General features: G+C 73.2%; 19 protein-coding genes and 1 pseudogene. 9 read left to right on the top strand and 11 right to left on the bottom strand.

Going from position 1 to position 22,289, the window contains the following annotated elements; translation table 11 throughout:
• The 6 genes and pseudogenes from ACH41F_RS37730 to ACH41F_RS37705 form a co-directional block, all read right to left on the bottom strand.
• Positions 1 to 486 carry a DUF3180 family protein gene (locus tag ACH41F_RS37730; protein ID WP_391241657.1) on the bottom strand — a complete coding sequence of 162 codons (486 nt, stop codon included), beginning with the start codon at positions 484 to 486 and terminating at the stop codon, positions 1 to 3.
• A 115-nt stretch (positions 487 to 601) separates the two neighbouring features.
• The gene (gene folK / locus ACH41F_RS37725) at positions 602 to 1,213 is read right to left on the bottom strand and encodes a 2-amino-4-hydroxy-6-hydroxymethyldihydropteridine diphosphokinase (RefSeq protein ID WP_391241655.1); all 612 of its coding nucleotides are present in this window, start codon (positions 1,211 to 1,213) and stop codon (positions 602 to 604) included.
• Positions 1,210 to 1,569, bottom strand: a complete 360-nt coding sequence (gene folB, locus ACH41F_RS37720) for a dihydroneopterin aldolase (protein WP_391241652.1) — start codon at positions 1,567 to 1,569, stop codon at positions 1,210 to 1,212. The genes folK and folB overlap by 4 nt, the downstream gene beginning before the upstream one ends.
• Positions 1,570 to 1,856: 287 nt before the next feature.
• A complete protein-coding gene (locus tag ACH41F_RS37715; RefSeq protein ID WP_391241649.1) occupies positions 1,857 to 2,360 on the bottom strand; it encodes a nuclear transport factor 2 family protein in 504 nt (167 codons plus the stop codon).
• Positions 2,361 to 2,503: 143 nt separating this feature from the next.
• Positions 2,504 to 3,403: pseudogene (gene folP, locus ACH41F_RS37710) on the bottom strand (dihydropteroate synthase); the annotation flags it as partial.
• Between the two features lie 153 nt (positions 3,404 to 3,556).
• Positions 3,557 to 5,368 carry a phosphatidylglycerol lysyltransferase domain-containing protein gene (locus ACH41F_RS37705; protein ID WP_398839544.1) on the bottom strand — a complete coding sequence of 604 codons (1,812 nt, stop codon included), beginning with the start codon at positions 5,366 to 5,368 and terminating at the stop codon, positions 3,557 to 3,559.
• A gap of 233 nt (positions 5,369 to 5,601) precedes the next feature.
• On the opposite strand from ACH41F_RS37705, the gene ACH41F_RS37700 reads away from it, so the two are divergent.
• Together ACH41F_RS37700 and ACH41F_RS37695 are read left to right on the top strand one after the other, a co-directional pair.
• Positions 5,602 to 6,729 (top strand): alpha/beta hydrolase-fold protein, encoded by a 1,128-nt coding sequence (locus tag ACH41F_RS37700; RefSeq protein WP_391241643.1) that lies wholly within the window; start codon positions 5,602 to 5,604, stop codon positions 6,727 to 6,729.
• A gap of 219 nt (positions 6,730 to 6,948) precedes the next feature.
• Positions 6,949 to 8,430, top strand: coding sequence for a hypothetical protein (locus ACH41F_RS37695; protein WP_398839543.1), 1,482 nt, complete (start codon positions 6,949 to 6,951; stop codon positions 8,428 to 8,430).
• A 478-nt stretch (positions 8,431 to 8,908) separates the two neighbouring features.
• Here ACH41F_RS37695 and ACH41F_RS37690 read toward each other — a convergent pair whose 3' ends face one another.
• Together ACH41F_RS37690 and ACH41F_RS37685 are read right to left on the bottom strand one after the other, a co-directional pair.
• Complete coding sequence (locus ACH41F_RS37690; protein ID WP_398839542.1) at positions 8,909 to 10,243, bottom strand: PH domain-containing protein; 1,335 nt, start codon at positions 10,241 to 10,243, stop codon at positions 8,909 to 8,911.
• Entirely contained in the window at positions 10,240 to 10,776 is a 537-nt protein-coding gene (locus ACH41F_RS37685) for a PH domain-containing protein (protein WP_391241633.1), read from the bottom strand. Before ACH41F_RS37685 ends, ACH41F_RS37690 begins: the two co-directional genes overlap by 4 nt.
• Between ACH41F_RS37685 and ACH41F_RS37680 the strand changes: the two genes are divergently transcribed.
• Entirely contained in the window at positions 10,775 to 11,926 is a 1,152-nt protein-coding gene (locus tag ACH41F_RS37680) for an NADH-quinone oxidoreductase subunit D (protein WP_391241630.1), read from the top strand. The genes ACH41F_RS37685 and ACH41F_RS37680 overlap by 2 nt on opposite strands.
• On the opposite strand, the gene ACH41F_RS37675 is transcribed toward ACH41F_RS37680, so the two are convergent.
• Positions 11,891 to 12,997 carry an SAM-dependent methyltransferase gene (locus ACH41F_RS37675; protein WP_398839541.1) on the bottom strand — a complete coding sequence of 369 codons (1,107 nt, stop codon included), beginning with the start codon at positions 12,995 to 12,997 and terminating at the stop codon, positions 11,891 to 11,893. The two genes, ACH41F_RS37680 and ACH41F_RS37675, sit on opposite strands and share 36 nt — an antisense overlap.
• Before the next feature lie 118 nt (positions 12,998 to 13,115).
• Here ACH41F_RS37675 and ACH41F_RS37670 point away from each other — a divergent pair, with 118 nt between their 5' ends.
• From ACH41F_RS37670 to ACH41F_RS37660, 3 genes are all read left to right on the top strand, one after another.
• On the top strand, positions 13,116 to 14,321 hold the full coding sequence (locus ACH41F_RS37670) for a histidine kinase (RefSeq protein ID WP_391241624.1): 1,206 nt from the start codon (positions 13,116 to 13,118) through the stop codon (positions 14,319 to 14,321).
• 127 nt (positions 14,322 to 14,448) lie between these two features.
• Complete coding sequence (locus ACH41F_RS37665; protein ID WP_391241622.1) at positions 14,449 to 15,120, top strand: response regulator; 672 nt, start codon at positions 14,449 to 14,451, stop codon at positions 15,118 to 15,120.
• A 74-nt stretch (positions 15,121 to 15,194) separates the two neighbouring features.
• Positions 15,195 to 15,827: an AAA family ATPase gene (locus ACH41F_RS37660; RefSeq protein WP_398839540.1), complete on the top strand. Its 633-nt coding sequence runs from the start codon at positions 15,195 to 15,197 to the stop codon at positions 15,825 to 15,827.
• Positions 15,828 to 15,836: 9 nt separating this feature from the next.
• Here the strand turns inward: ACH41F_RS37660 and ACH41F_RS37655 are convergent, their stop codons facing one another.
• Complete coding sequence (locus ACH41F_RS37655) at positions 15,837 to 16,940, bottom strand: DUF5937 family protein (RefSeq protein WP_391241616.1); 1,104 nt, start codon at positions 16,938 to 16,940, stop codon at positions 15,837 to 15,839.
• 274 nt (positions 16,941 to 17,214) lie between these two features.
• Positions 17,215 to 18,453, bottom strand: a complete 1,239-nt coding sequence (locus ACH41F_RS37650; protein ID WP_398839539.1) for a threonine aldolase family protein — start codon at positions 18,451 to 18,453, stop codon at positions 17,215 to 17,217.
• A 172-nt stretch (positions 18,454 to 18,625) separates the two neighbouring features.
• Between ACH41F_RS37650 and ACH41F_RS37645 the strand changes: the two genes are divergently transcribed.
• The 3 genes from ACH41F_RS37645 to ACH41F_RS37635 are packed head-to-tail and all read left to right on the top strand — an operon-like array spanning position 18,626 to position 22,286.
• Positions 18,626 to 19,585 (top strand): DUF2520 domain-containing protein, encoded by a 960-nt coding sequence (locus ACH41F_RS37645; RefSeq protein ID WP_391241610.1) that lies wholly within the window; start codon positions 18,626 to 18,628, stop codon positions 19,583 to 19,585.
• Positions 19,582 to 20,574: a pantoate--beta-alanine ligase gene (gene panC, locus ACH41F_RS37640; RefSeq protein ID WP_391241607.1), complete on the top strand. Its 993-nt coding sequence runs from the start codon at positions 19,582 to 19,584 to the stop codon at positions 20,572 to 20,574. The genes ACH41F_RS37645 and panC overlap by 4 nt, the downstream gene beginning before the upstream one ends.
• A complete protein-coding gene (locus tag ACH41F_RS37635) occupies positions 20,571 to 22,286 on the top strand; it encodes an L-aspartate oxidase (protein WP_391241604.1) in 1,716 nt (571 codons plus the stop codon). The genes panC and ACH41F_RS37635 overlap by 4 nt, the downstream gene beginning before the upstream one ends.
• Positions 22,287 to 22,289: the final 3 nt, after the last annotated feature.

Below are 22,289 nucleotides of genomic sequence, written 5' to 3'. Positions count from 1 at the left end.
TCAGGCCGCCGAGGCCGCCCCCGTGTTCCGGTCGTCGTCCTCCGGGAGCTTGCAGACGCGCTCCAGGAAGAGGGCGGCCGCTATCACGGCGAGGCCCGCCAGCACGGAGAACCCGGCGTAGATGGCCTGGTCGCGGCGGGCGGGGATGTCGAGAAACTCCAGCAGGAAGACGCCCGTGCCGCCGTACATGCCGGCGACAAGGGCGGCGACCAGGGCGCTGGCCTGGCCGAAGACGACCGCGCGCGCCGCCATCAGGGGGTCGACGCCCTTGGCCTCGGGGCGCCGTTCCCGCTGGGCCTTGAGGCGGGAGCGGATCGAGAGCGCCGTGGCGGCCAGGACCACCGCGATCAGCGCGAGGACGATCGGGGCGGCCAGGGGGACGCTGGGCAGTGTCCCGATCGAGTTCCACAGGCGGGCGCCCGCCCAGGACAGGACCCCGGCGACGACGAATACGCCGGCCAGCAGCCTGATGCGCAGCTCTCTCACGGTGTCCCTTCAGCTCCCCCGGATGCCCACGGACCGTGGTCGTCCTGACGGCGGTCTCGACGGCTGCCTCGACGGCCGGCTTGACGATGGATGACGGTTGTCTTGACCTTAACGACTACTCGGGCAGCCGGAGTTCCAGGTCCGCGCGGGGTTCCACACCGTTTCGGGTGACGTCGGCCAGCAGGCCGGACACCGGGCCCACGCCGGGGAGCTGCGCCTGCGGCTCCACGTCGTGCCACGGCGCCAGGACGAAGGCGCGTTCGTGGGCGCGGGGGTGGGGGAGGGTGAGCGTCGGGTCGTCGGAGACGACGTCGGCGTAGGCCACGATGTCGACGTCGAGCGTGCGCGGGCCCCAGCGCTCGTCCCGGACGCGGTGGAAGGCCTCCTCGACCGCGTGCGCCCGCTCCAGGAGCGAGGACGGCGGAAGGGTGGTCTTCACCAGGACGACCGCGTTGAAGTACGAGGGCTGGCTGCCGGGCTCGACGCCCCAGGGCGCCGTCTCGTACACGGGGGAGACGGCCTTCACCCGTACGCCCGGGGTGTCCTCCAGGGCGTCGATGGCGCCCTGGAGGGTCTCCAGGCGGTTGCCCAGGTTGGAGCCGAGGGAGATCACGGCCCGCTGCGGGTTGTGGAGGGTGGTGTCGGCGGCGTCGACCTGCTGCACGACGGAGGCCGGCACCGGCTGTACGGTCGGGTCGCTGTGACCCTTGGTGAACGAGGCGGTCATACTCGGCTCCGGGTGATGGTGATCGTCACGTCGTCGAAGGGGACCGTGATCGGTGCGTCGGGTTTGTGGACGCAGACCTCGACCTCCTGGACCCCCTCGTGCTTCAGACAGACCTGGGCGATGCGCTCGGCGAGCGTTTCGATGAGGTTGACGGCCTCGCCCTCGACGACGGCCACGACCTCCTCCGCCACGATCCCGTAGTGCGCGGTCTTCGACAGGTCGTCGTCGGCGGCGGCCGGCCGGGTGTCCAGCCCCAGGACGAGGTCCACGATGAAGGTCTGGCCCTCCTCGCGCTCCTTGGGGAACACACCGTGGTGCCCGCGGGCCTTCAGGCCGCGCAGCGCGACACGATCCACGCGAATCACTCCTGCAATCGTCGGTAATGGCCGGTTCGTACCGGGTGCGGACGGCACACCGGCCTCGAACGAATCTACCTGCGAGCACCGACAGGGCCGGGCCACGGGGGCGCGGCCCGGGCCGGGGCCCACGGGTTGGTAGCCGCCCCTACCCCGCGCTCCGTGATTCCAACCACTCCTTGGTTCGTGTGGGCGTTGTGGCGGGGCGCCGGTGGGCGCCGGTGGGAGGCCCTTCCGGGCGCCCGGGCTTCGGGTGTTCCTGGGCGCCCTGTGGTGCGTCTACCCGCTCAGGAGGGGGTCTCGTCCGGTTCGTCCTCGTCGTTCTCGGCCAGAACGGGGGAGGCGTGATGGGACCAGAGCTTCCAGCCGGACGGGGTGCGGCGGAACACGTTGCTGGCGACGACCAGCTGTCCGACGAGCGGGCCGAGCTCCTCGCCTCCCTCGGGGGCGGGGCCGCCGCTGAGGATGTTCTCCGTGCAGGTCACGAGCGCGGTGTCGCCGGTGACGGAGACGTGCACGTCGGTGAGGAAGAACTGGATGTAGTCGGTGTTCGCCATGATCAGCGCGTACGACCTCAGAACCTCGCCGCGTCCGGTCAGCACCGGCCAGCCGGGGTGCACGCAGGAGACCACGCCGGTGTCCGCGGGGTCGTGGTACTCCTCGTCGACGCCCAGGTCGGCCGGGGTGAGCCAGAGCGAGGAGAGCTCCTCGAAGTCGCCGCGCTCCATGGCCTCGTAGTAGGTGGTGTTGGCGGCTTCCACCTGCTCGACATCGGTATGGGGGGCGCTCACCGGGGGCCTTCGGGGGAGTCGGGGGCGGAGGTCGGGGCGGGGGCGGGCGTCTGTGTCGGTGTCTGCGTCTGCGTCTGCGGGGAGGCCTGCGCGCCGTGCGTGGTGTGCGTGGTGGGGGCGCCCGGCGCGTGGTCGGTCATGTGCGCCCCGCTCGTCCCGTTCGCCATCGGCGCGCGGGACGAGACGCGCGCCCCCTCCACGGCGCGTGCGACCCGTACCGCGTCCGCCGTCGCGCGCACCTCGTGCACGCGTACCGCCCACGCGCCGGCCTGGGCCGCGAGGGCGGAGACGGCCGCCGTCGCGGCGTCACGCTCGCGTGCGGGGGGCGGGGCGCCTTCGGGGCCGGCGAGGACGCGGCCGAGGAAGCGTTTGCGGGAGGCCGCCACGAGGAGGGGGTGGCCGAGGGCGAGCAGGCGGTCGAGGTGGGCGAGGAGCACCAGGTCGTGCTCGGCGTCCTTGGAGAAGCCGAGGCCCGGGTCGACGACCACGCGGTCGGGGGCGATCCCGCCCGCGAGGACGGCCTCCACGCGCGCGTGCAGCTCGTCGACGACCTCCGCGACGACGTCGGCGTAGACGCCCTTGACGTTGCCGCCCTCCAGGAAGCCGCGCCAGTGCATGACGACGAAGGGGGCACCGGAGTCGGCGACGACCGGGATCATCGCGGGATCGGCGAGGCCGCCGCTGACGTCGTTGACGAGGGCGGCGCCGGCGGCGAGGGCCTGTTCGGCGACCGAGGCGCGCATGGTGTCGACGGAGATGGCGACGCCCTCGGAGGCGAGGCCCCGGACGACGGGGATGACGCGCCTGAGCTCCTCGGCCTCGTCGACGCGGCTGGCGCCGGGGCGGGTCGACTCGCCGCCCACGTCGACCAGGTCGGCGCCCTCCTCGACCAGGGCGAGGCCGTGCTTGACGGCGGCCGTCGTGTCGAACCATCGGCCACCGTCGGAGAAGGAGTCGGGGGTGACGTTGACGACTCCCATGACCGCGCAGCGGTCCCATCGGGGAAGGCCGGCGACGCGCCCGCGTCCGCTCTGCTTGCTCATACGTTCAGCCTAGGCCCAGAAAGGGGCGCCACGGCCGTCAGCCCGGAGTGCGAGGCCCGAGCGGAAGCCCCTCGGGCTGGAGGAGGGGGCGGGGCCTCCGCTCGGGCCGGTCTCGTGGCGCGCCGGCCGGTACACGGCCGGGGTCGTGCGGGGTCATGCCGCGCGGACGTCTCTCTCGCCGACGACGTGGGCACACGCGCGTGCGCTGGTCCGGCGGCGGCGCAGGAAGCGGGGCAGGGGGAGGGCCAGGTTGACGAAGCCCTCGGCCTGCATGGCGGCGAACCCGATGCGGGGCAGGTCGCCGGAGGCCCGGTAGACGACGAAGCGGGGCTCCCAGCGGGGCTGGAACTTGGCGTTGAACTTGTACAGGGACTCGATCTGGAACCAGCGGGAGAGGAAGACCAGCAGCCCGCGCCAGGCGCGCAGGACCGGGCCGGCGCCGATCTTCTCGCCGCGCGCGAGGGCGGCGCGGAACATGGCGAAGTTCAGCGACACGCGCGTGATGTCGAACTTCGGGGCCGCCTGGAGGGCCGCCACGATGAGCAGTTCGTTCATGCCGGGGTCGGCGGAGCGGTCGCGGCGCATCAGGTCGAGGGAGACGCCGTCGGTGCCCCAGGGCACGAAGTGCAGGATCGCCTTCAGGTCGCCGTACTCACCCGGCTCGGCGTCGGCCTTGTGGGCGGTGGCGATCAGGCAGTCGCCGTCGGTGGGGTCACCGATGCGGCCCAGGGCCATGGAGAAGCCGCGTTCGGTGTCGGTGCCGCGCCAGTCGTCGGCGGCGCGGCGGATGCGCTCCAGCTCGGCGTCACCGAGGTCACGGACGCGTCGTACGCGGGTCTCGTAACCGGCGCGCTCGATGCGCTTGACCATCTGGCGCACGTTGCGCATCGCGCGCCCGGCGAGGGAGAAATCCGCGACGTCCACCACCGCCTCGTCGCCCAGTTCGAGGGCGTCCAGGCCGGTCTCGCGGGTCCAGACCTCGCCGCCGGTCTCCGAGCAGCCCATGACGGCGGGCGTCCAGGAGTGGGCCTTGGCCTCGTCCATGAACCGCTCGATGGCGCCCGGCCAGGCCTCGACGTCACCGATGGGGTCGCCGCTGGCCAGCATCACGCCGGAGACGACGCGGTAGGTCACCGCGGCCTTGCCGCTGGGCGAGAAGACGACGGCCTTGTCGCGGCGCAGCGCGAAGTGGCCGAGGGAGTCGCGGCCGCCGTGCTTGTCCAGCAGGGCCCTCAGACGGGCCTCGTCGTCCTCGGTGAGGCGCGCGGCGGGGTGTTCGGGGCGGAAGGCCAGGTAGATCGTGGTGACGGCCGTGAGCAGGCCCAGGGCGCCGAGGGAGAAGGCGACCGTCCAGGAGGTGTTGCCCCGGTAGTCGACGGGGCCCTCGAAGCCGAACAGGCCGTACAGGACGTGGGTGATGCGGTCGGCCAGGCTCGGGTCGCCGACCAGTGTCTTCGGGTGGGCGCTGACGATGACCAGGCCGAGGAAGAGCGAACCGGCGCCCATGAGGACGAAGTTGGCGAGCGCGCGCCACCGGCTGCGCGGGTCCGGCAGGGCCGCGAACTGGTCGCGGTGGATCAGCAGCGGCGCGAGCAGGGCGAGCGAGATGAGCACGCCCACCGGGGAGTGGCGGTACGTCAGCTGCGCCGCGGCGCCGACCGGCAGCAGGACCACGGCGGCCCGCCAGGCCCGCCGCTTGTGGCGTCGCAGGCCGTGCGCGAGCAGGAGCAGCAGGACGCCCGCGCTCATCGAGAGCGCCGCGGCGAACGGGCCGAGCGCACCGGGCAGCACCTCGGCCAGCGTGTGCATACGGCTGTGCCGGAAGCGCGGGAAGACGCCGGCGGCGATGTCCAGCAGGCCCACGACCGCGCAGGCTCTGGCGACCAGGACGGGGACGGCCTCGGGGCGCGGGCCACGCAGCGCGTGCCGTGCCCACCGGGGTCGGTTCGGAACCCCGCCCGACATTTCGTCATCTGTCCTGACAGACATCGCATCCCATTGTTCCGCGAGAGACCTTGGATCCGGGCCCGCATCGGGCATCCGGCGACATTGCGCCCTCTAGGACGGTGTCTCCGGGGGAGAGGTTCACTCGCTTCCCCAAAGCCGGTTCAAAGGCCGGGAAAAGGGCCGGACAAGCCTTCGCGAAGATCCGCGGGACATGCCCGGCAGGAGGAGAAAGCGCAGGCGGGAAACCAACCATGGGTCTCACGAGCAACAACGTCCTGGTGCTGGCGGTCGGCTCGGCGGTGCTGCTGTTCGTCGGCACGGTGTGGCTGTGGCCACGGCTGTCACGGCGCAGCTGGCGTGCCGTCGGCGGGCGCGTCGGGCTGCTCCTGGCGACCCAGCTGGCGCTCTTCGCGGCGGTCGGGCTCGCCGCCAACCAGGCCTTCGGGTTCTACGCCAGCTGGGCCGACCTGTTCGGGCAGGAGGACGAGCAGGGGGTGGTCGTCGACCACACGGCGAACGGCGGCTCGGGCGGCCCGCTCCAGGTGACGGACATCCGGAAGGTCAGGGAGGCGGGGAGCGCGCGGCCGGAGCGCGGCGGCCAGATCCAGAAGGTGGCCATAGTCGGCCGTACGACCCACCTCGCCACGTCCGCCTTCGTCTACCTGCCACCGGAGTACTTCCAGTCGCGGTACCGCGCGCGGACCTTTCCCGCGGCCGTCGTCCTCACCGGATATCCGGGCACCGCCCAGTCGCTGGTCGACAAACTCCACTACCCGAGCACGGCGCTGGACCTCGCCAAGGAGGGCCGTATGCAGCCGATGATCCTGGTGATGCTGCGCCCCACCGTGGCGCCGCCGCGCGACACGGAGTGCGTCGACATTCCGAACGGACCCCAGGCGGAGTCGTTCTTCGCCAAGGACCTGCCCGACGCCGTTCTCGCCCACTACCGGGTGGGAAAGAAACCGGGCAGCTGGGGAATCATCGGTGACTCCACGGGCGGCTACTGCGCGCTGAAGCTCGCCATGCACCATCCCGGCGTGTATGCCGCGGGCGCGGGTCTCTCGCCGTACTACAACGCCCCGTTGGACCCCACCACCGGCGATCTGTTCCACGGCGACAAGGAACTGCGCGACCGTGCGAACCTGTTCTGGTTTCTCAAGCACCGTCCCGCGCCAGACACTTCACTGCTCGTCAGCAGCAGCAAGATCGGCGAGACGAACTACCAGGACACGCTGCGGTTCATCGACCGGGTCAAGGCGACGCACCTGACCCGTATCTCGTCGATCATCCTCGAAAGCGGCGGGCACAACTTCAACACCTGGCGGCGTGAGATTCCGGCGACACTTCAGTGGATGAGCGGGCGGTTGAGCGACCGTTGAGATCGTCGCGAGGGGCGGGAGGGTCGAGAGGGTTGAGTTCGTCGAGCTCGTCGAGAAGGCGCGCGACGGGACGCGACGGGAAATGATCTTGTGAGCCGTGCTGCTCTTCTCGAATCGGGTGGCCGGTCTGATTCCTGATGTCGTGTGAAGGCTGCGGGATGGCAGTGTTTTTACGGGCCGGGGCACCACGATTCGCTTACGCGCGGTAAGTTTCTGGCCATGCCACGTGGACGTCATCGCCATTCCCCGCCCTTGCACAGGCTGCTTCCCCCGTCGGCGATCGCAGGCGTCTCCGTCGTCTGCGCCTTCGGCCCCTGGGTGTTCTCGCAGCCGGCCGTATTGCGTGTCGTCGCCGCGGTGGCCGCGGCGACGGCGGTCGTCGGCGCGGCCGTCATGCGCCGCTGGGACACCCTCGCGGGCAAGCAGGTCGCCGACCTCATACGCGCGCGTGCGAGCGACGAGTGGCGGTTCGAGGAGCGGGTCGCCGAACTGGAGTCCGACCTTGAGGAGTCCCGCGAGCTGCGCGCCAAGCTGGAGCAGCGGCTGCGGGCCAAGCGCACCGAACTGGCGGGCCTGCGCAACGAGCACGCCGCCCTGCTGCGTCGGTACGCCACCGCGGAGACCGAGCGGGCGAGCGCGCTGGAGGGCCGCCGACTGCTCGAGATAGGCGCCACGGCACCGGCGCGCGCGTTGCCGCCTGTGCCGGTCGCCGTCGCGCAGGGGGCCGGGGCTGTGGCTGTCCCGGTCGAGGGCGACGTCGATGCCGACGCGGCGGAGGCCGCCGAGACGGTCCAGACTGCGGGGACTGGTGAGGCCGGTGAGACCGGCGAGGCCCGTCACTCGGGCGTTTCAGGTGCCTCAGGCGACTCAGGTGACGACGAGTCGGAGGCGCCCGCGATCTTCTCGCCGGAGGGCTCGAAGCTGTTCCTGCGGGCGAAGGTGGCGCTGTCGCGGTTCGGTGACGGGGAAGGCGCTGCGGCGCAGAAGGGCGCCGGCGAGGCTTCGGCCGGGGACAGCTCGGGCCAGGACGACGCGCCTGAGGGTGCCGTCGAGGACGACTCGGCGCTGGACGGCGTGACCAGGAGCAGCTCGGCCAAGGAAGGTTCGGTCAAGGACGGTTCGGCCAAGGGCGGCTCCCCCAAGGGTGACGGCACCCCGGACGGCGACGGTGGCCCCAAGGGCGACGGTCCCGCGAAGGACGTCCCGGCGCGGGTCGGTCCCCTCGGCGCCGAGGTGGGCGCCTCCCGGGCCTCCCGCGACTCCGGTGACTCCCGGGTGGAGGCCGCGCAGGAGGACGAGGCGCAGGGGAAGCCCGCGGCGGTCGACGGGCATGAGCGCGCGGCCGCCGTCACCCCGCAGACCAAGCCGGGCCCGTCGGAGACCGCGCAGCCCTCCGGGCACTTCGTCGCGCCGACCGCGGTGGCCGTCGCGCCGACCGCGCCCGCACGGCGTGCCGCAGGCGAGGGGGGCTTCGACTTCTTCGGCACGCAGAAGACGTCCGCCGCGCTGGAGTCCGTGCAGAACGAGGACCTCGCCGACGTGGTCGGCCAGGAGGCGCTCGCTCTCCACAAGGCCGAGTCCGAGGCGGAGTTCAAGCCGGCGGGCGAGGAGTCCCGGGGCATCGGCCAGGTCATCGACCTGACGGCCCACGACGAGACCGAGCAGATCGACGTACAGGGGCTGCGGAGCGCGGTGTCCTGAACGAGGCGTGGACGAGACCGCGCGGTCCCCTGGGGGCCGCGCGGTTCTCGTTTTTCGGGGACGGCGGGGCTGGGTTGCCCGCGGGACGGGCGACAGTCGGGCGGGCGGCCGGCGCGAGTGCCGAGGATGGCTGGGCGGGCCGGGAGGTGCGGGTACCGCGGGCGGCTGGGGTCAGGCGGCCTGGTCTGGTCGGGTGAGCCCTCTCGGGCCGTCCGCCGGTCCGGCCAGGCCCGCGCAGCCGTCTGCTGTTCCGATCAGCCCGGCTCCCTCGGGCCATCTGCCGTTCCGATCAGCCAGCCCTCTCTGGCCGTCCGCCGGTCTGGTCTGGCGAGCCCTGCCGGGCCGTCCGCCGGTCAGATCAGCCCAGCTCCCTCTGGCCGTCCGCCGGTCTGGTCTGGCGAGCCCTGCCGGGCCGTCCGCCGGTCCGATCGGCCCAGCCCTCTCAGGCCATCCGCCGGTGGCCATCAACCCAGCCCCCTCAAGCCATCCACCGATCCGGTCGGGCGTCTCGTCGGCCTGTTCGGGATCTTTCCGCCTGGGCGTGGAGCAGTTGTGCGGCCTCCTCGGCGTCCCGTAGGCGGGCCGTGACGGTCTTGTTGGCTCCCGTGTCCACGTGGACGTCGGCGAGGCGGCAGACGCGCTTCCAGGGGCCTTGCGAGAGCCGCACGCTCTGGACCTTGGCGTGGGGGACCAGGGCGAGGCTGCGGCGCAGCAGGCCCACCCGTGCCGCGAACACGGCGTCGGTAACGGCGAGTCCATGGCCCCGCCACCACAGCGGCACGCAGCGCCCGGCGCGCCGCGGGGGCCGGGACAGCGCGGACAGGGGCGGCACGGTCACGCCGGGCAGTACGCGCGCGATGATCGCCTCGGCGACCGCGCGGGCGGCGACCGGCACCAGCACGGAGTTGGACGACCCGGCCACGTCCAGCTCGACCCGCACCCAGCCGCGCCGCCGCCACAGCAGCGGCTCCACGATCCGCACGGTCTGCACCCGCCCCGGCGGCACCGTCTCGTGGGTGCGGTCCAGGAGCCCGTGGTCGATCCGCAGCCCGTCGGGCGACTCGCCCACGGTCCAGTCGTACTCGCCGACGAACCGCCCCACGCTGCTCGCGCCCGCCGCGCCGAGCAGCGGGACGCCGGTCGCGAGGATCGTCCACAGGCTGTGGGTGGCGAACCACAGCAGGGACGGCACGACGAGGGCCGCCGCCAGCGTGCCCCAGGTGGCGCCGGTCAGGACGAGGGCGATGGCGAGGTCGCGCGGAGGCGTGCGCAGCAGCTCGCGCGCCGGCGCCTCGCCGACTTCGTGCGCCGTCTCGGGCGCGAACCCGGCGGCGCGCGCGAGGAGTTCCGCGCGGAGCGCACGCGCCTCACGCTCCCCCAGGAAGGCCAGTTCGTCCTTCTTGTCCGCGCCTATGACGTCGAGCTTCAGCTTGGCGACGCCCGCCACGCGCGCGAGGAGCGGCTGCGTGACGTCGATCGCCTGGATGCGTTCCAGCCGGATGTGCGCGGCGCGCCGGAACACCAGGCCGGTACGGATGCGCAGTTCGGACTCGGTGACCGCGAAGTGGGTGGCCCACCAGGTGAGGAAGCCGTAGAGGGCGGCGGCCGGGACGAGCACGGCGAGGCCGATCAGGAGCGCCGTGGGCGTCAGCCGCGTCAGCTGCCGTTGCGCCTGGTCGGGGTCGTGCACCGCCCATCCGATGAGCACGGCGACCGGCGCCCACGCCCGCCGGAGCGGCGTCACGGGATGCAGCCGCCGCTCGGTCACCGGCAGCTTCCGCGCGACGTCGTCGTCGACTCCCGGCGCCGTCACAGGCCCGCCGATCGTGCCTCGCCGAGTTCGGTGAGCCGGTCGCGCAGGCGTTCCGCCTCGGCCGGCTCCAGTCCCGGGATGGTGGCGTCGGTCGCCGCGGCGGCGGTGTGCAACTGCACGCTGGCCAGCCCGAAGTGCCGTTCGACGGGCCCCGAGGTGACCTCGACCAGCTGCATCCGCCCGTACGGCACGACCGTCTCCTCGCGCCACAGCACGCCCCGGCTGATCAGCAGGTCGTCGGCGCGCTCGGCGTACCGCCAGGAGGCCCAGTTGCGGCCCAGCAGCACCCAGCCCCACGCCATGAGGGCGAGCGGCAGCAGCGCGAGCGCGGCCCACGCGGGGCCGGCGAGCAGATACGGCAGCGCACCGCACGCGATGCTCAGCAACCCCAGCCACACCACCAGCAGCAGTCGTCGCATCCGCAGCAGTCCCGGGGGCAGGCCGATCCACACCGGCTCGCCGTCGGCCACCTCCGCGCCCCGCCCGTTCCCCGTCTCCATGGGGCCAGCGTACGTAGGGGAGACTGTGTCCATGACTCCTACGACGGAGACCACGGTCGGTATCGGCGGCGCCGCGGAGAGCACCGACATGGTGCTCAACATCGGGCCCCAGCACCCGTCCACGCACGGTGTGCTGCGCCTCAGGCTCGTCCTGGACGGCGAGCGGATCCAGCACGCGGAGCCGGTGATCGGCTATATGCACCGGGGTGCGGAGAAGCTCTTCGAGGCGCGTGACTACCGCCAGATCATCATGCTCGCCAACCGCCACGACTGGCTGTCGGCCTTCTCCAACGAGCTGGGCGTGGTCCTCGCGGTGGAGCGCATGCTCGGCATGGAGGTCCCTCCGCGCGCGGTGTGGACGCGCACCCTGCTCGCGGAGCTGAACCGGGTGCTCAACCACCTGATGTTCCTCGGCTCGTACCCCCTGGAGCTCGGTGGCATCACGCCGGTCTTCTACGCGTTCCGGGAGCGCGAGGTGCTCCAGAACGTCATGGAGGAGGTCTCCGGCGGCCGTATGCACTACATGTTCAACCGCGTGGGCGGCCTCAAGGAGGACCTGCCGGCCGGCTGGGCGACACGCGCGCGTGCCGCCGTCGCCGCCGTGCGCTCGCGGATGGACGTGTACGACGACCTGGTGCTCGGCAACGAGATCTTCCGGGGGCGCACCCGGGGCGTGGGCGCCCTCGCGCCGGAGACCGTGCACGCGTACGGCGTGAGCGGGCCGATCGCGCGCGCCTCCGGCGTCGACTTCGACCTGCGCCGCGACGAGCCCTACCTCGCCTACGAGGAGCTGACGGGCACCCTGAAGGTCGTCACCCGCCAGGAGGGCGACTGCCTCGCCCGCTTCGAGGTCCTCCTGGAGCAGACCCACAACGCGCTCGACCTCGCCGACGCCTGCCTCGACCGGCTCGCCGAGCTGCCGCCCGGCCCGATCAACCAGCGGCTCCCCAAGGTCCTGAAGGCGCCCGAGGGGCACACGTACGCGTGGACCGAGAACCCGCTGGGCATCAACGGCTACTACCTCGTCAGCAAGGGCGAGAAGACCCCGTACCGGCTCAAGCTCCGCTCGGCCTCGTACAACAACATCCAGGCGCTCGTGGAGCTGCTGCCGGGCACGCTGGTGGCGGACATGGTGGCGATCCTGGGGTCACTGTTCTTCGTGGTCGGGGACATCGACAAGTAGGTCCCCGAGGGGTGTTCCCGGTGTGTCCGGGATGCCGACCGGCTGGAGCAGCCAGCCGAAGTCGCCGAGGCCTCCGGGCGCGGTGAGTTCGGCGGCCTCGCCGGCGCTCGCGAGGGCGCGTACGTAGGCCGCCGGGTCGGTGGAGGCCAGCGTGAGTGGGGGGCGTGCGCCGGTGAGGCCGAGGGCGTGCAGGGCGGCGCGCTGTGTCAGGACGCGCCCCTCGCGCAGGGCGCGCGCGGGCTCGGGGTGGGTGCGCTCGGCGCCTGCTCGCGGGGCGTGGGCACGGGAGGCGTGCGCGGCGCACGCGTCCAGCGCGACATGCGCCGTGATGTCGCACGAGCCGTCCGGGACAGGCGCCGTCTCGCGCCCGGCGCGGAACCCGGTGAGCGTCCCGAAGAGGGGGCGCGTGTCGACGGTGTGCGCGTAGTCGACCGCCACCGCGAGCCCCCGCCCGACCGTCGCGACCGCGGCGGCCCACGCCTCGTCCCGGGGCAGCCCCACCTCCGCCCGCAGCCCCTCCTCGGCCGCCGGCGGCCACCACCGGGCGAGCCACTCCGCCTCGGCGCCGGAGAACGGCTCCCCGAGCCGCTCGGCCCCGTCCCGCCGTACGAGAACCCTGCGGGCCACCCCCGCGGAGTCCACCTCGGCGATCTCGACGGGCACGTTGTCCAGCCACTCGTTGGCGAAGAGCAGGCCGGTGATCCCGCGCGGGGGCTCCGACAGCCACTCGACCCGGTGGTCGAGGGCGGGCGGCCGGTCGGCGAGGTCGACGGCGTACACGCGCGTGCGGGCGGCCAGGTCGGCGGGGAGGGCGGCGAGCACGCCGGCCGCAAGTTCGCCCCGCCCCGCGGCCATGTCGACGAAGTCGAGCGTCACGGGCCGGCCCAGGGCCTCGTCGACCCGGCCGAGCAGCCGGACCACGGCCCCGGCGAACAAGGGCGACGCGTGCACCGACGTACGGAAGTGCCCGGCCGGGCCCTCGGGCCTGCGGTAGAAGCCGTCAGGGCCGTAGAGAGCGGCCTCCGTGGCCGCCCGCCAGCCGCGCCACTCGCCCGCTGTCTCGTCCGTCACGGCGCCAGACTAGGCGCACAGAGGAACGGGGCCTCCACCTTGGGGAGTACGCGGGCCGCGCATGGATCGGTCCTCCGGTTGACCCATGCACGCTTCACGCTTCCCTACGCTGGGTTACGTGCAACGCCTCTATGACTTCCTCCGCAGGCACCCGACATGGGTCGACGGCTTCTGGGCCGTGTTCCTGTTCGGGCTCTCGGTGGTTTTCGTCGGCTCCGCCACGGGCGACGCCCCAGGAACCAGCTCCGAGACGCTCATCGTCCCGGTCGCGCTCCTGCTGTGCCTGGTGGTGGCGTTGCGACGGCGTATGCCGGAGAAGATGCTGCTGCTGGGTGTCGCCCTCGGCGTCGGGCAACTGGTGCTGGACGTGGCGACGCTGCCCGCCGACTTCGCCCTGCTGGTGATCACGTACACCGTCGCGGCGACCGGCGCCCGCTGGGCGTCGAGACTGGCACTGATCATCGGCCTCGGCGCGGCGCCACTGGCGCAGCTGCGCTGGCCGGAGGAGCAGGCGGGCGTCCTCGGCACGGTGGCGCTCATGATCTTCATGACCGTGCCGTTCGCCCTGGCCTGGGTGCTCGGCGACTCGATGCGCACCCGCCGCGCCTACTTCGCGCAACTGGAGGAGCGCGCGAGCCGGCTCGAGAAGGAGCGCGAGGCGCAGGCGAAGGTCGCGGTGGCCGCCGAGCGCGCCCGAATCGCGCGTGAGCTGCACGACGTCGTCGCGCACAACGTCTCGGTGATGGTGGTGCAGGCCGACGGCGCCGCCTACGTCCTCGACGCCGCGCCCGACCAGGCGAAGAAGGCCCTGGAGACGATCTCCTCCACCGGCCGCCAGGCCCTCGCCGAGATGCGCCGCCTGCTGGGCGTGCTGCGCACCGGCGAGCACCAGGAGGTCGGCGAGTACGTCCCGCAGCCCGACGTCGACCAGATCGACGACCTCGTCGAGCAGTGCCGTACCTCCGGTCTGCCCGTCGACTTCAAGGTGGAGGGCACGCCGCGCCCGCTGCCCAGCGGCGTCGAGCTCACGGCGTACCGCATCGTGCAGGAGGCGCTCACCAACACCCGCAAGCACGGCGGGCCGAACGCGGGCGCCAGCGTGCGCCTGGTGTACTTCGACGACGGCCTCGGCCTGCTCGTCGAGGACGACGGCAAGGGCGCCCCGCACGAGCTGTACGAGGAGGGCGGCACCGACGGACAGGGCCACGGCCTGATCGGCATGCGCGAGCGGGTCGGTATGGTCGGCGGCACTCTGGACGCGGGACCCCGTCCCGGCGGAGGGTTCCGTATCAGTGCGCTGCTCCCGCTCAAACCAGCGCATTGACGCCGACGCACGCCCCTCGTTGACACCTGTCACACCCCCCGGGTCGGCACCTGCCGAGGCGACCGGACGCAGTCAGACCCAGCCAGACGCAAGCTACAGAGCCGGAAGAAACGGAAGAGGCCACTCGATGACGATCCGCGTGATGCTCGTCGACGACCAGGTGCTGCTGCGCACCGGGTTCCGGATGGTGCTCGCCGCCCAGCCGGACATGGAGGTCGTCGCCGAGGCGGGCGACGGCGTCGAGGCCCTCCAGGTGCTGCGCGCGACCGCCGTCGACGTGGTGCTGATGGACGTGCGCATGCCGAAGCTGGACGGCGTGGAGACCACCCGCCGCATCTGCCAGGAGGACGACCCGCCGAAGGTGCTGATCCTGACCACCTTCGACCTGGACGAGTACGCCTTCTCCGGTCTCAAGGCGGGCGCCTCCGGCTTCATGCTCAAGGACGTGCCGCCCGGCGAGCTGCTGACCGCCATCCGCTCGGTGCACAGCGGCGACGCGGTGGTGGCCCCCTCGACCACGCGCCGCCTCCTGGACCGGTTCGCGCCCATGCTGCCGAGCATGGGCAAGGAGCCCCGGCACAAGGAGCTGGAGCGGCTCACGGACCGCGAGCGCGAGGTCATGATGCTCGTCGCCCAGGGCCTGTCCAACGGAGAGATCGCCGCCCGGCTGGTGTTGTCCGAGGCGACCGTCAAGACCCATGTGGGCCGCATCCTGACCAAGCTCGGACTCCGTGACCGGGTCCAGGTGGTGGTGCTGGCGTACGAGACGGGGCTGGTGCGGGCCGGCGGGCACGGCTGAGGCCCGGGGAAGGCTCACCCGGCAGGGGCCGCGAACGGGACTCCTCCGCGAGCGGCGCCCACTAGGGTCTGCGCATGCTCCTGTGGATCAACGGCCCCTTCGGGGGCGGCAAGACGCAGACGGCGTACGAGATCCAACGGCGTCTGCCCGGCAGTGTCGTCTGCGACCCCGAGCACGCCGGATTCGGCCTGCGCCGCATGCTGCCGCCCGAACTGCGCGGCGACTTCCAGGACTTGAGGTCCTGGCGGCAGGGCGTCGTCGAGGTGCTCGACCTCGCCCTGACCAGGCGCGACGGCGTGGTCGTCGTCCCGATGACGGTCACCGACTCCGGCTATTTCGCCGAGACCGTCGGGCGCCTGGGCGAACTCGGCCACGACGTACGGCACTTCACCCTCCTCGCCGAGCGGGAGACCGTCGTTCGACGGCTGCGGGAGCGCGGCTTCGGTCACCTCCTGTCGTACGTCGGCGGCAAGAACGCCGGTTTGGGCCGCGAGACCTGGGCGCTGCGGCAGCTCGACCACTGTCTGGAGCGGCTGCGCGAGCCCGAGTTCGCCGAGCATCTGTGGACGGACCACTCGACCGTGCCGAGGACGGCCGACCGTATCGCCGCCCTGGCCGGCCTGACGCTGAGGCCGAACCGGGAGGGCGCGCTGCGGACACGGCTGCGGCAGGTGGGCGTCGGGGTGCGGCACATCCGGTTCGACTGAGCCGGTTGCTCAGCGCAGGATGCCCTCCAGGAAGTCGCTGCCCAGCCGGGCCACGACCGCGAGGTCCAACTGGTGCTGGACGTACCGGCCGCGCCGCCGCGTGCTGACCAGGCCCGCCTTCTTCAGCACGCCCAGGTGCCGGGATATCTCGGGGGCCGTCATGCCGTGCGCCTGCGCCAGTTCGCTCGTGGTCCAGGCGCTGCGGGCCAGGTGTCGGCAGATCCGCATCCGTACCGGGTGGGACAGGGCGGTCATCCGCAGGGCGAGCTGCTCGACGGTGGGCGGGGCCGCGAGTTCGGGGGAGCCGACCGGGTAGTGCACCACCGGCTGCCAACCGGGCCGGTACAGCACGGCCAGATGCGGTCGGCCGAGGCTGGTCGGTACGAGGAGGAGGGTGCCGTCCCCTGTGGTCGTACGGCCCACGCTCAGCTTGTCGACCGTGATCCGGGTGCCCGTCTCGTCGAGCGTGACCGCCGGGGACACCGCGGCCAGCATCTCGCCCAGGCCCTTGCGGCGCAGGAGGTCGGTCTTGTGCCGGGCGTCCGCCGCGAGCTGGTGGCGCAGCCGGGACCAGGCCTCCGCGAAGAACGCCTCGTCGCAGTCCTGGAGGAACTGGCGCAGCCAGGCCCGGATCGTGGGCGGGTCGGTCAGCAGCAGCTCGGTGAACCGCTCCTGGCGCGGCCCGCGCGCGGCGGCCAACTCCAGGGCGCGCCGCCCCTGCGCGGCGTCGACGAGCCAGTCCGCCCCGACGTCGTAGCAGGTCGCGCAGCTGAACTCCAGGGCGGCGTTGACGAACTGCTCGTCCGTGAGCTTGTCCAGCAGGTCCAGTTCCTCGGCGAGCGTGGCCCCAGGCAGGGTGGTGCCACCCGGGATGCCCGCGTACGGCAGGAAGAGGTCCGCGAACGTCGTCGTCCACAGGAAGTCCGCGTCGCACATCCGGTCGGCGAGATGCGGGTCGAGGCCGGCCGTCACGCCCGTCACCCAGCCCTGGAGCCCTGGATGGTGGGCCGGCTCGGCCAGCGCGTGCAGCGCCATGCCGAGCTCGGCCAGGGGGGACGGCACGACGGCGACCCTCTCCGGCCGCAGCCCCGCGATGTCGATGCGCACGCTCATGACCTCATGGTGCACCCCGCCACTGACAACACCGCCCTCGATTGACAGCGGCCGTCAATCGACGCGACCTCGCCCCCGCACCGACGCGAGCTGCCCTACCGGTGCCTGGGACGCATGGCGGGCGGGTCCGGCGCACGGCGGGTGGGCGTGCGCCGCCTACTGGGCCACTGGTCGGGCCCCGGTCACCGAGGGGCCTGCCGCCGGTCCCGCCCGGATGCTGTGGCAGCCGGTTCCGCCGAGCCGGGCCACGGCTCACCCTCGACTCCCGCCCGCCCTACCGCAGCCGACCGGCGAAGTCCGCCACCGCCGCCTTCACGTCGGCGGCCGTCCACTCCAGCCCCGCCGAGCCCACGGTGACCTCGACGAAGCCCAGGCCGGGCCCGCCGCGGTCCCAGTAGCCGGTGAACAGGTACGTCCCGGTCTCCTCCGCCTGCCGCACCGCGGCCTCCGTCAGCACCTCGGGGTCGTACGGCAGCCAGACCTGGAACTGGTGCGTGTGCGGCTCCTCCGGGTGCACGCGCGCCCATGCCACCCCGGCGTCGGCGAACCCCTCCCGCAGCGCGACCGCGACCACGCGCGCGTGGCGGACGTACTGCGGCAGCCGGGGCAGCTCCCGCTCCAGGCCGACGAGCGCGGACAGGGCCGTGGGGAACTGCTGGAAGGCCGTCCCGCCGTACCGGTGGCGCCAGGTCCTCGCCTCGTCCACCAGCGCTCTCGGGCCGGCGAGCGCCGCGCCCGCGAAACCGTCGAGGGACTTGTAGAACGAGACGTACACGCTGTCCGCGAGGTCCGCGATCTCGTCCAGGGGACGGTCGAAGTGGACGGTGGTCTCCCACAGACGCGCGCCGTCGAAGTGCACCACCGCATCCCGCTCGCGCGCCGCTTGGACGGTCTCGGTGAGCTCCTCCCAGGTCGGCAGGACGAATCCGGCGTCCCTGAGGGGCAGCTCCAGCATCAGCGTGCCGTACGGCTCCTCGAAGTCCCGCACCTCCTCGGCGGTCGGCAGCCGGGGCTCGCCGGTCAGGCGTACCGGGCGCAACCCGCTCACCTGGGCGAAGGCCTGCCGTTCATGGACCTCGGGGTGGGCCAGGGCGTGCAGGGCGACCGTCGGGTTGCCGGTGCGGGCCGCCCAGCAGCGCAGGGCGACCTGCTGGGCCATCGTGCCGGTGGGGAAGAACGCGGCGGCCTCCTTGCCCAACAGGCTCGCGACGCGCTCCTCCAGGGCCGTGACGACCCCGTTGCCGTAGATGTCGGCGGCCTCGTCCACGTCGTACACCTCGGGCGCCGCCTCGACCAGCGCGGCGAGCCGCTCCCGGATGCTTCCGGCGAGCCCGCCGCGCCACAGGACGCGCCGCGCGCCACGCGCGGCGTTCCGTCGCCGCTCCCGCAGACGCTCCTCGGCCGATCGCCCCTCGTCCGAATGCCCTTGACCCGACTTTTCCCCAGCCGACTGTTCCCCAGCCGACGGTTCCTCCGTCGACTGCTCCTCCACCTGCTCCGCCGCATCGCTCATGCCCTGGATCATCCCGTGCGCCCCGTCCACGGACACCCGGATTTCACTCCCGCGGGGCTCGCGGCGGACCCACAGGCTGTGGATGACCGAACACCCCTCGAACCAATCGCGTTAACATGACGAGAAATCGTCCGGTACCCGGAGCGGACTGGAACGGGAAGGCCGCCGTCGAGTGAGTACAAGCCAACTGCCAGACCCCAAGGACCGCCCCGCGCGGCTCACCGTCGGCGTCGTCGGCGCCGGGCGGGTGGGCCCCGCGCTCGCCGCTTCCCTCCAGCTCGCCGGGCACCGCCCGGTGGCCGTCTCCGGGGTCTCCGAGGCCTCCCGCAGGCGGGCCGCGCTGATGCTCCCGGACGTGCCGCTCGTGCCGCCCGCCGAGGTGCTCCAGCGCGCCGACCTGGTGCTCCTGACCGTCCCGGACGACACCCTGCCCGGCCTTGTGGAGGGCCTCGCCGAGACGGGGGCGGTACGGCCGGGGCAGCTGCTGGCGCACACCTCCGGGCGGTACGGCGCCAAGGTCCTCGACCCGGCCCTGCGCGCGGGCGCGCTGCCGTTGGCCCTGCATCCCGCGATGACCTTCACCGGCACCCAGGTGGACGTCCAGCGGCTCGCGGGGTGTTCCTTCGGCGTCACCGCGCCCGTGGAGCTGCGGCTGGCCGCCGAGGCCCTCGTCATCGAGATGGGCGGCGAACCCGAGTGGATCGCCGAGGAGCGCCGCCCGCTCTACCACGCGGCGCTCGCCCTCGGCGCGAACCACCTGGTCACCCTGGTCAACCAGGCCATGGATTTGCTGCGCGCGGCAGGCGTCGAGGCCCCCGACCGGATGCTCGGCCCGCTGCTCGGCGCCGCCCTCGACAACGCCCTGCGCTCCGGGGACGCGGCCCTGACCGGCCCCGTCGCGCGCGGGGACGCGGGCACCGTCGCCGCGCACGTCACCGAGTTGCGCAAGCACGCCCCGCAGACCGTCGCCGGATACCTGGCGATGGCGCGCGCGACCGCCGACCGGGCGCTCGCCCACGGGCTGCTCAAGCCCGAGCTCGCCGAGGACCTCCTCGGGGTCCTCGCGGGCGGCGCCGACGCCCACGGGACCGATGCCGACGGCACCGACGGCACCAAGGGAGACGCCGGATGACCACCACCCTGCTGCGCACCGCCGACGAGCTCCACGCGCGCGTACGCCACGGCCGCCGTGCCGTCGTGATGACCATGGGCGCCCTGCACGAGGGCCACGCCACCCTGATCCGCACCGCGCGGGAGATCGCCGGCCCCGAGGGGGAGGTCGTCGTCACCGTCTTCGTCAACCCCCTCCAGTTCGGCGAGGGCGAGGACCTCGACCGCTACCCGCGCACCCTCGACGCCGACATCAAGATCGCCGAACTGGCGGGCGCCGACGCCGTGTTCGCCCCGTCCGTCGACGAGGTCTACCCCGGCGGCGAACCCCAGGTCCGCATCAGCGCCGGCCCGATGGGGGAGCGCCTGGAGGGCTCCTCGCGCCCCGGGCACTTCGACGGCATGCTCACGGTCGTCGCCAAGCTGCTGCACCTCACCCGCCCCGACGTCGCCCTGTACGGCCAGAAGGACGCCCAGCAGCTGGCCCTCATCCGGCGCATGGTGCGGGACCTGAACTTCCCGGTCGAGATCGTCGGCGTGCCGACCGTCCGCGAGGACGACGGCCTGGCCCTGTCCAGCCGCAACCGGTACCTGTCGCCCAAGGAGCGGCGCACGGCACTGGCGCTGTCCCAGGCGCTGTTCGCGGGCCGCGACCGGCACGCGGCGCAGGAGGCGCTGCGGGCCCGGGCACGCGAGGTGCCCGCCACGCACGCGCGTGCCGAGGCGCTCAGCGCCCTGGGGGAGTCCCGCGCGGCCGCCGACGCCCACGCCGTCGCCAAGGCACGCCCGGGCGCCCCCTCGGCCGTCCGGGCCGCCGCCCGCCTGGTCCTCGACGACGCGGCCCGCCTCGACCCGCCGATCGCCCTGGACTACCTCGCGCTCGTCGACCCGTCCGACTTCTCGGAGATCGACGACGACTTCACCGGCGAGGCCGTCCTCGCCGTCGCCGCCCGGGTCGGGACGACCAGGCTGATCGACAACCTCCCCCTGACCTTCGGAGCCGCCTCGTGACCAGCACAGGCATACGACTGCACGCACCCGCGCCCGGGTGGTCCATCGACGCGGACGTCGTGGTCGTCGGCTCCGGCGTCGCCGGTCTCACCGCGGCCCTGCGCTGCGAGGCCGAGGGCCTGCGGACCGTCGTCGTCACCAAGGCCCGCCTCGACGACGGCTCCACCCGCTGGGCGCAGGGCGGCATCGCCGCGGCCCTCGGCGAGGGCGACACCCCCGAACAGCACCTGCACGACACCCTGGTCGCGGGCGTGGGCCTGTGCGACGAGGAGGCCGTGCGGATCCTCGTCACCGAGGGACCCGACGCCGTACGCCGCCTGATCGCGACCGGCGCCCACTTCGACGAGTCCGAGGCGGGCGACCTGCAACTCACCCGTGAGGGCGGCCACCACCGGCGCCGCATCGCCCACGCGGGCGGTGACGCGACCGGCGCGGAGATCTCCCGGGCGCTCGTCGAGGCCGTACGCGCGCGGGGACTGCGCACGATCGAGAACGCGCTCGTGCTCGACCTGCTCACCGACGCCGACGGCCGGACGGCGGGCGTCACCCTGCACGTCATGGGCGAGGGCCAGCACGACGGCGTGGGCGCCGTGCACGCCCCCGCGGTGGTCCTGGCGACCGGCGGCATGGGCCAGGTCTTCTCCGCGACCACCAACCCGTCCGTGTCGACCGGCGACGGCGTGGCGCTCGCCCTGCGCGCGGGGGCCGAGGTCAGCGACCTGGAGTTCGTCCAGTTCCACCCGACCGTGCTGTTCCTCGGGCCGGACGCCGAGGGCCAGCAGCCCCTGGTCTCCGAGGCGGTCCGCGGCGAGGGCGCCCACCTCGTCGACGGCGACGGCGTGCGCTTCATGGTCGGGCAGCACGAACTGGCCGAGCTCGCGCCCCGGGACATCGTCGCCAAGGGCATCACGCGCCGCATGCAGGAGCAGGACGCCGAGCACATGTTCCTCGACGCCCGGCACTTCGGCGCCGAGATGTGGGAGCACCGCTTCCCGACGATCCTCGCCGCCTGCCGCGCCCACGGCATCGACCCGGTCACCGAGCCCATCCCGATCGCCCCGGCCGCCCACTACGCCTCCGGCGGCGTGCGCACCGACCCCCAGGGCCGCACGACCGTCCCCGGCCTGTACGCGTGCGGCGAGGTCGCCTGCACCGGCGTGCACGGCGCGAACCGGCTCGCCTCCAACTCCCTGCTGGAGGGACTGGTCTACGCCGAGCGCATCGTGGCCGACATCGCGGCGGTCCAGAAGGCGAACGGCCTCCACGCGCGCGTGCCCGCACCCGTCGCGCACCCCGAGCGGCCCGCGCACCCCCTGCTCGCCCCCGAGGCCCGGTTCGCGATCCAGCGGATCATGACCGAGGGTGCGGGCGTCCTGCGCTCGGCCGAGTCCCTGGCCAAGGCCGCCGACCAGCTCCAGCGGCTGCACAGCGACGCGCGTGACGCCCTCGACGAGAACGGCAAGACGGCCGAGCCCGGCGTCGACACCTGGGAGGCCACCAACCTGATGTGCGTGGCCCGCGTCCTGGTCGCCGCCGCCCGGCAGCGCGAGGAGACGCGTGGCTGCCACTGGCGCGAGGACCGGCCCGAGCGCGACGACGCGACCTGGCGCCGCCACATCGTCGTACGGCTGAATCCGGACCGGACCCTCGCCGTACACACCACCGATACCGCAGACTTCCCCCCGACCCGGCAGCACCCTCAGGAGCAGTGACAG

The sequence above is a fragment of the Streptomyces sp. NPDC020489 genome (assembly GCF_044386545.1).
Classification (GTDB): domain Bacteria; phylum Actinomycetota; class Actinomycetes; order Streptomycetales; family Streptomycetaceae; genus Streptomyces.
The sequence above is the reverse complement of the archived record's forward strand: the minus strand, read 5'-3'. Positions and strand labels throughout refer to the sequence as shown.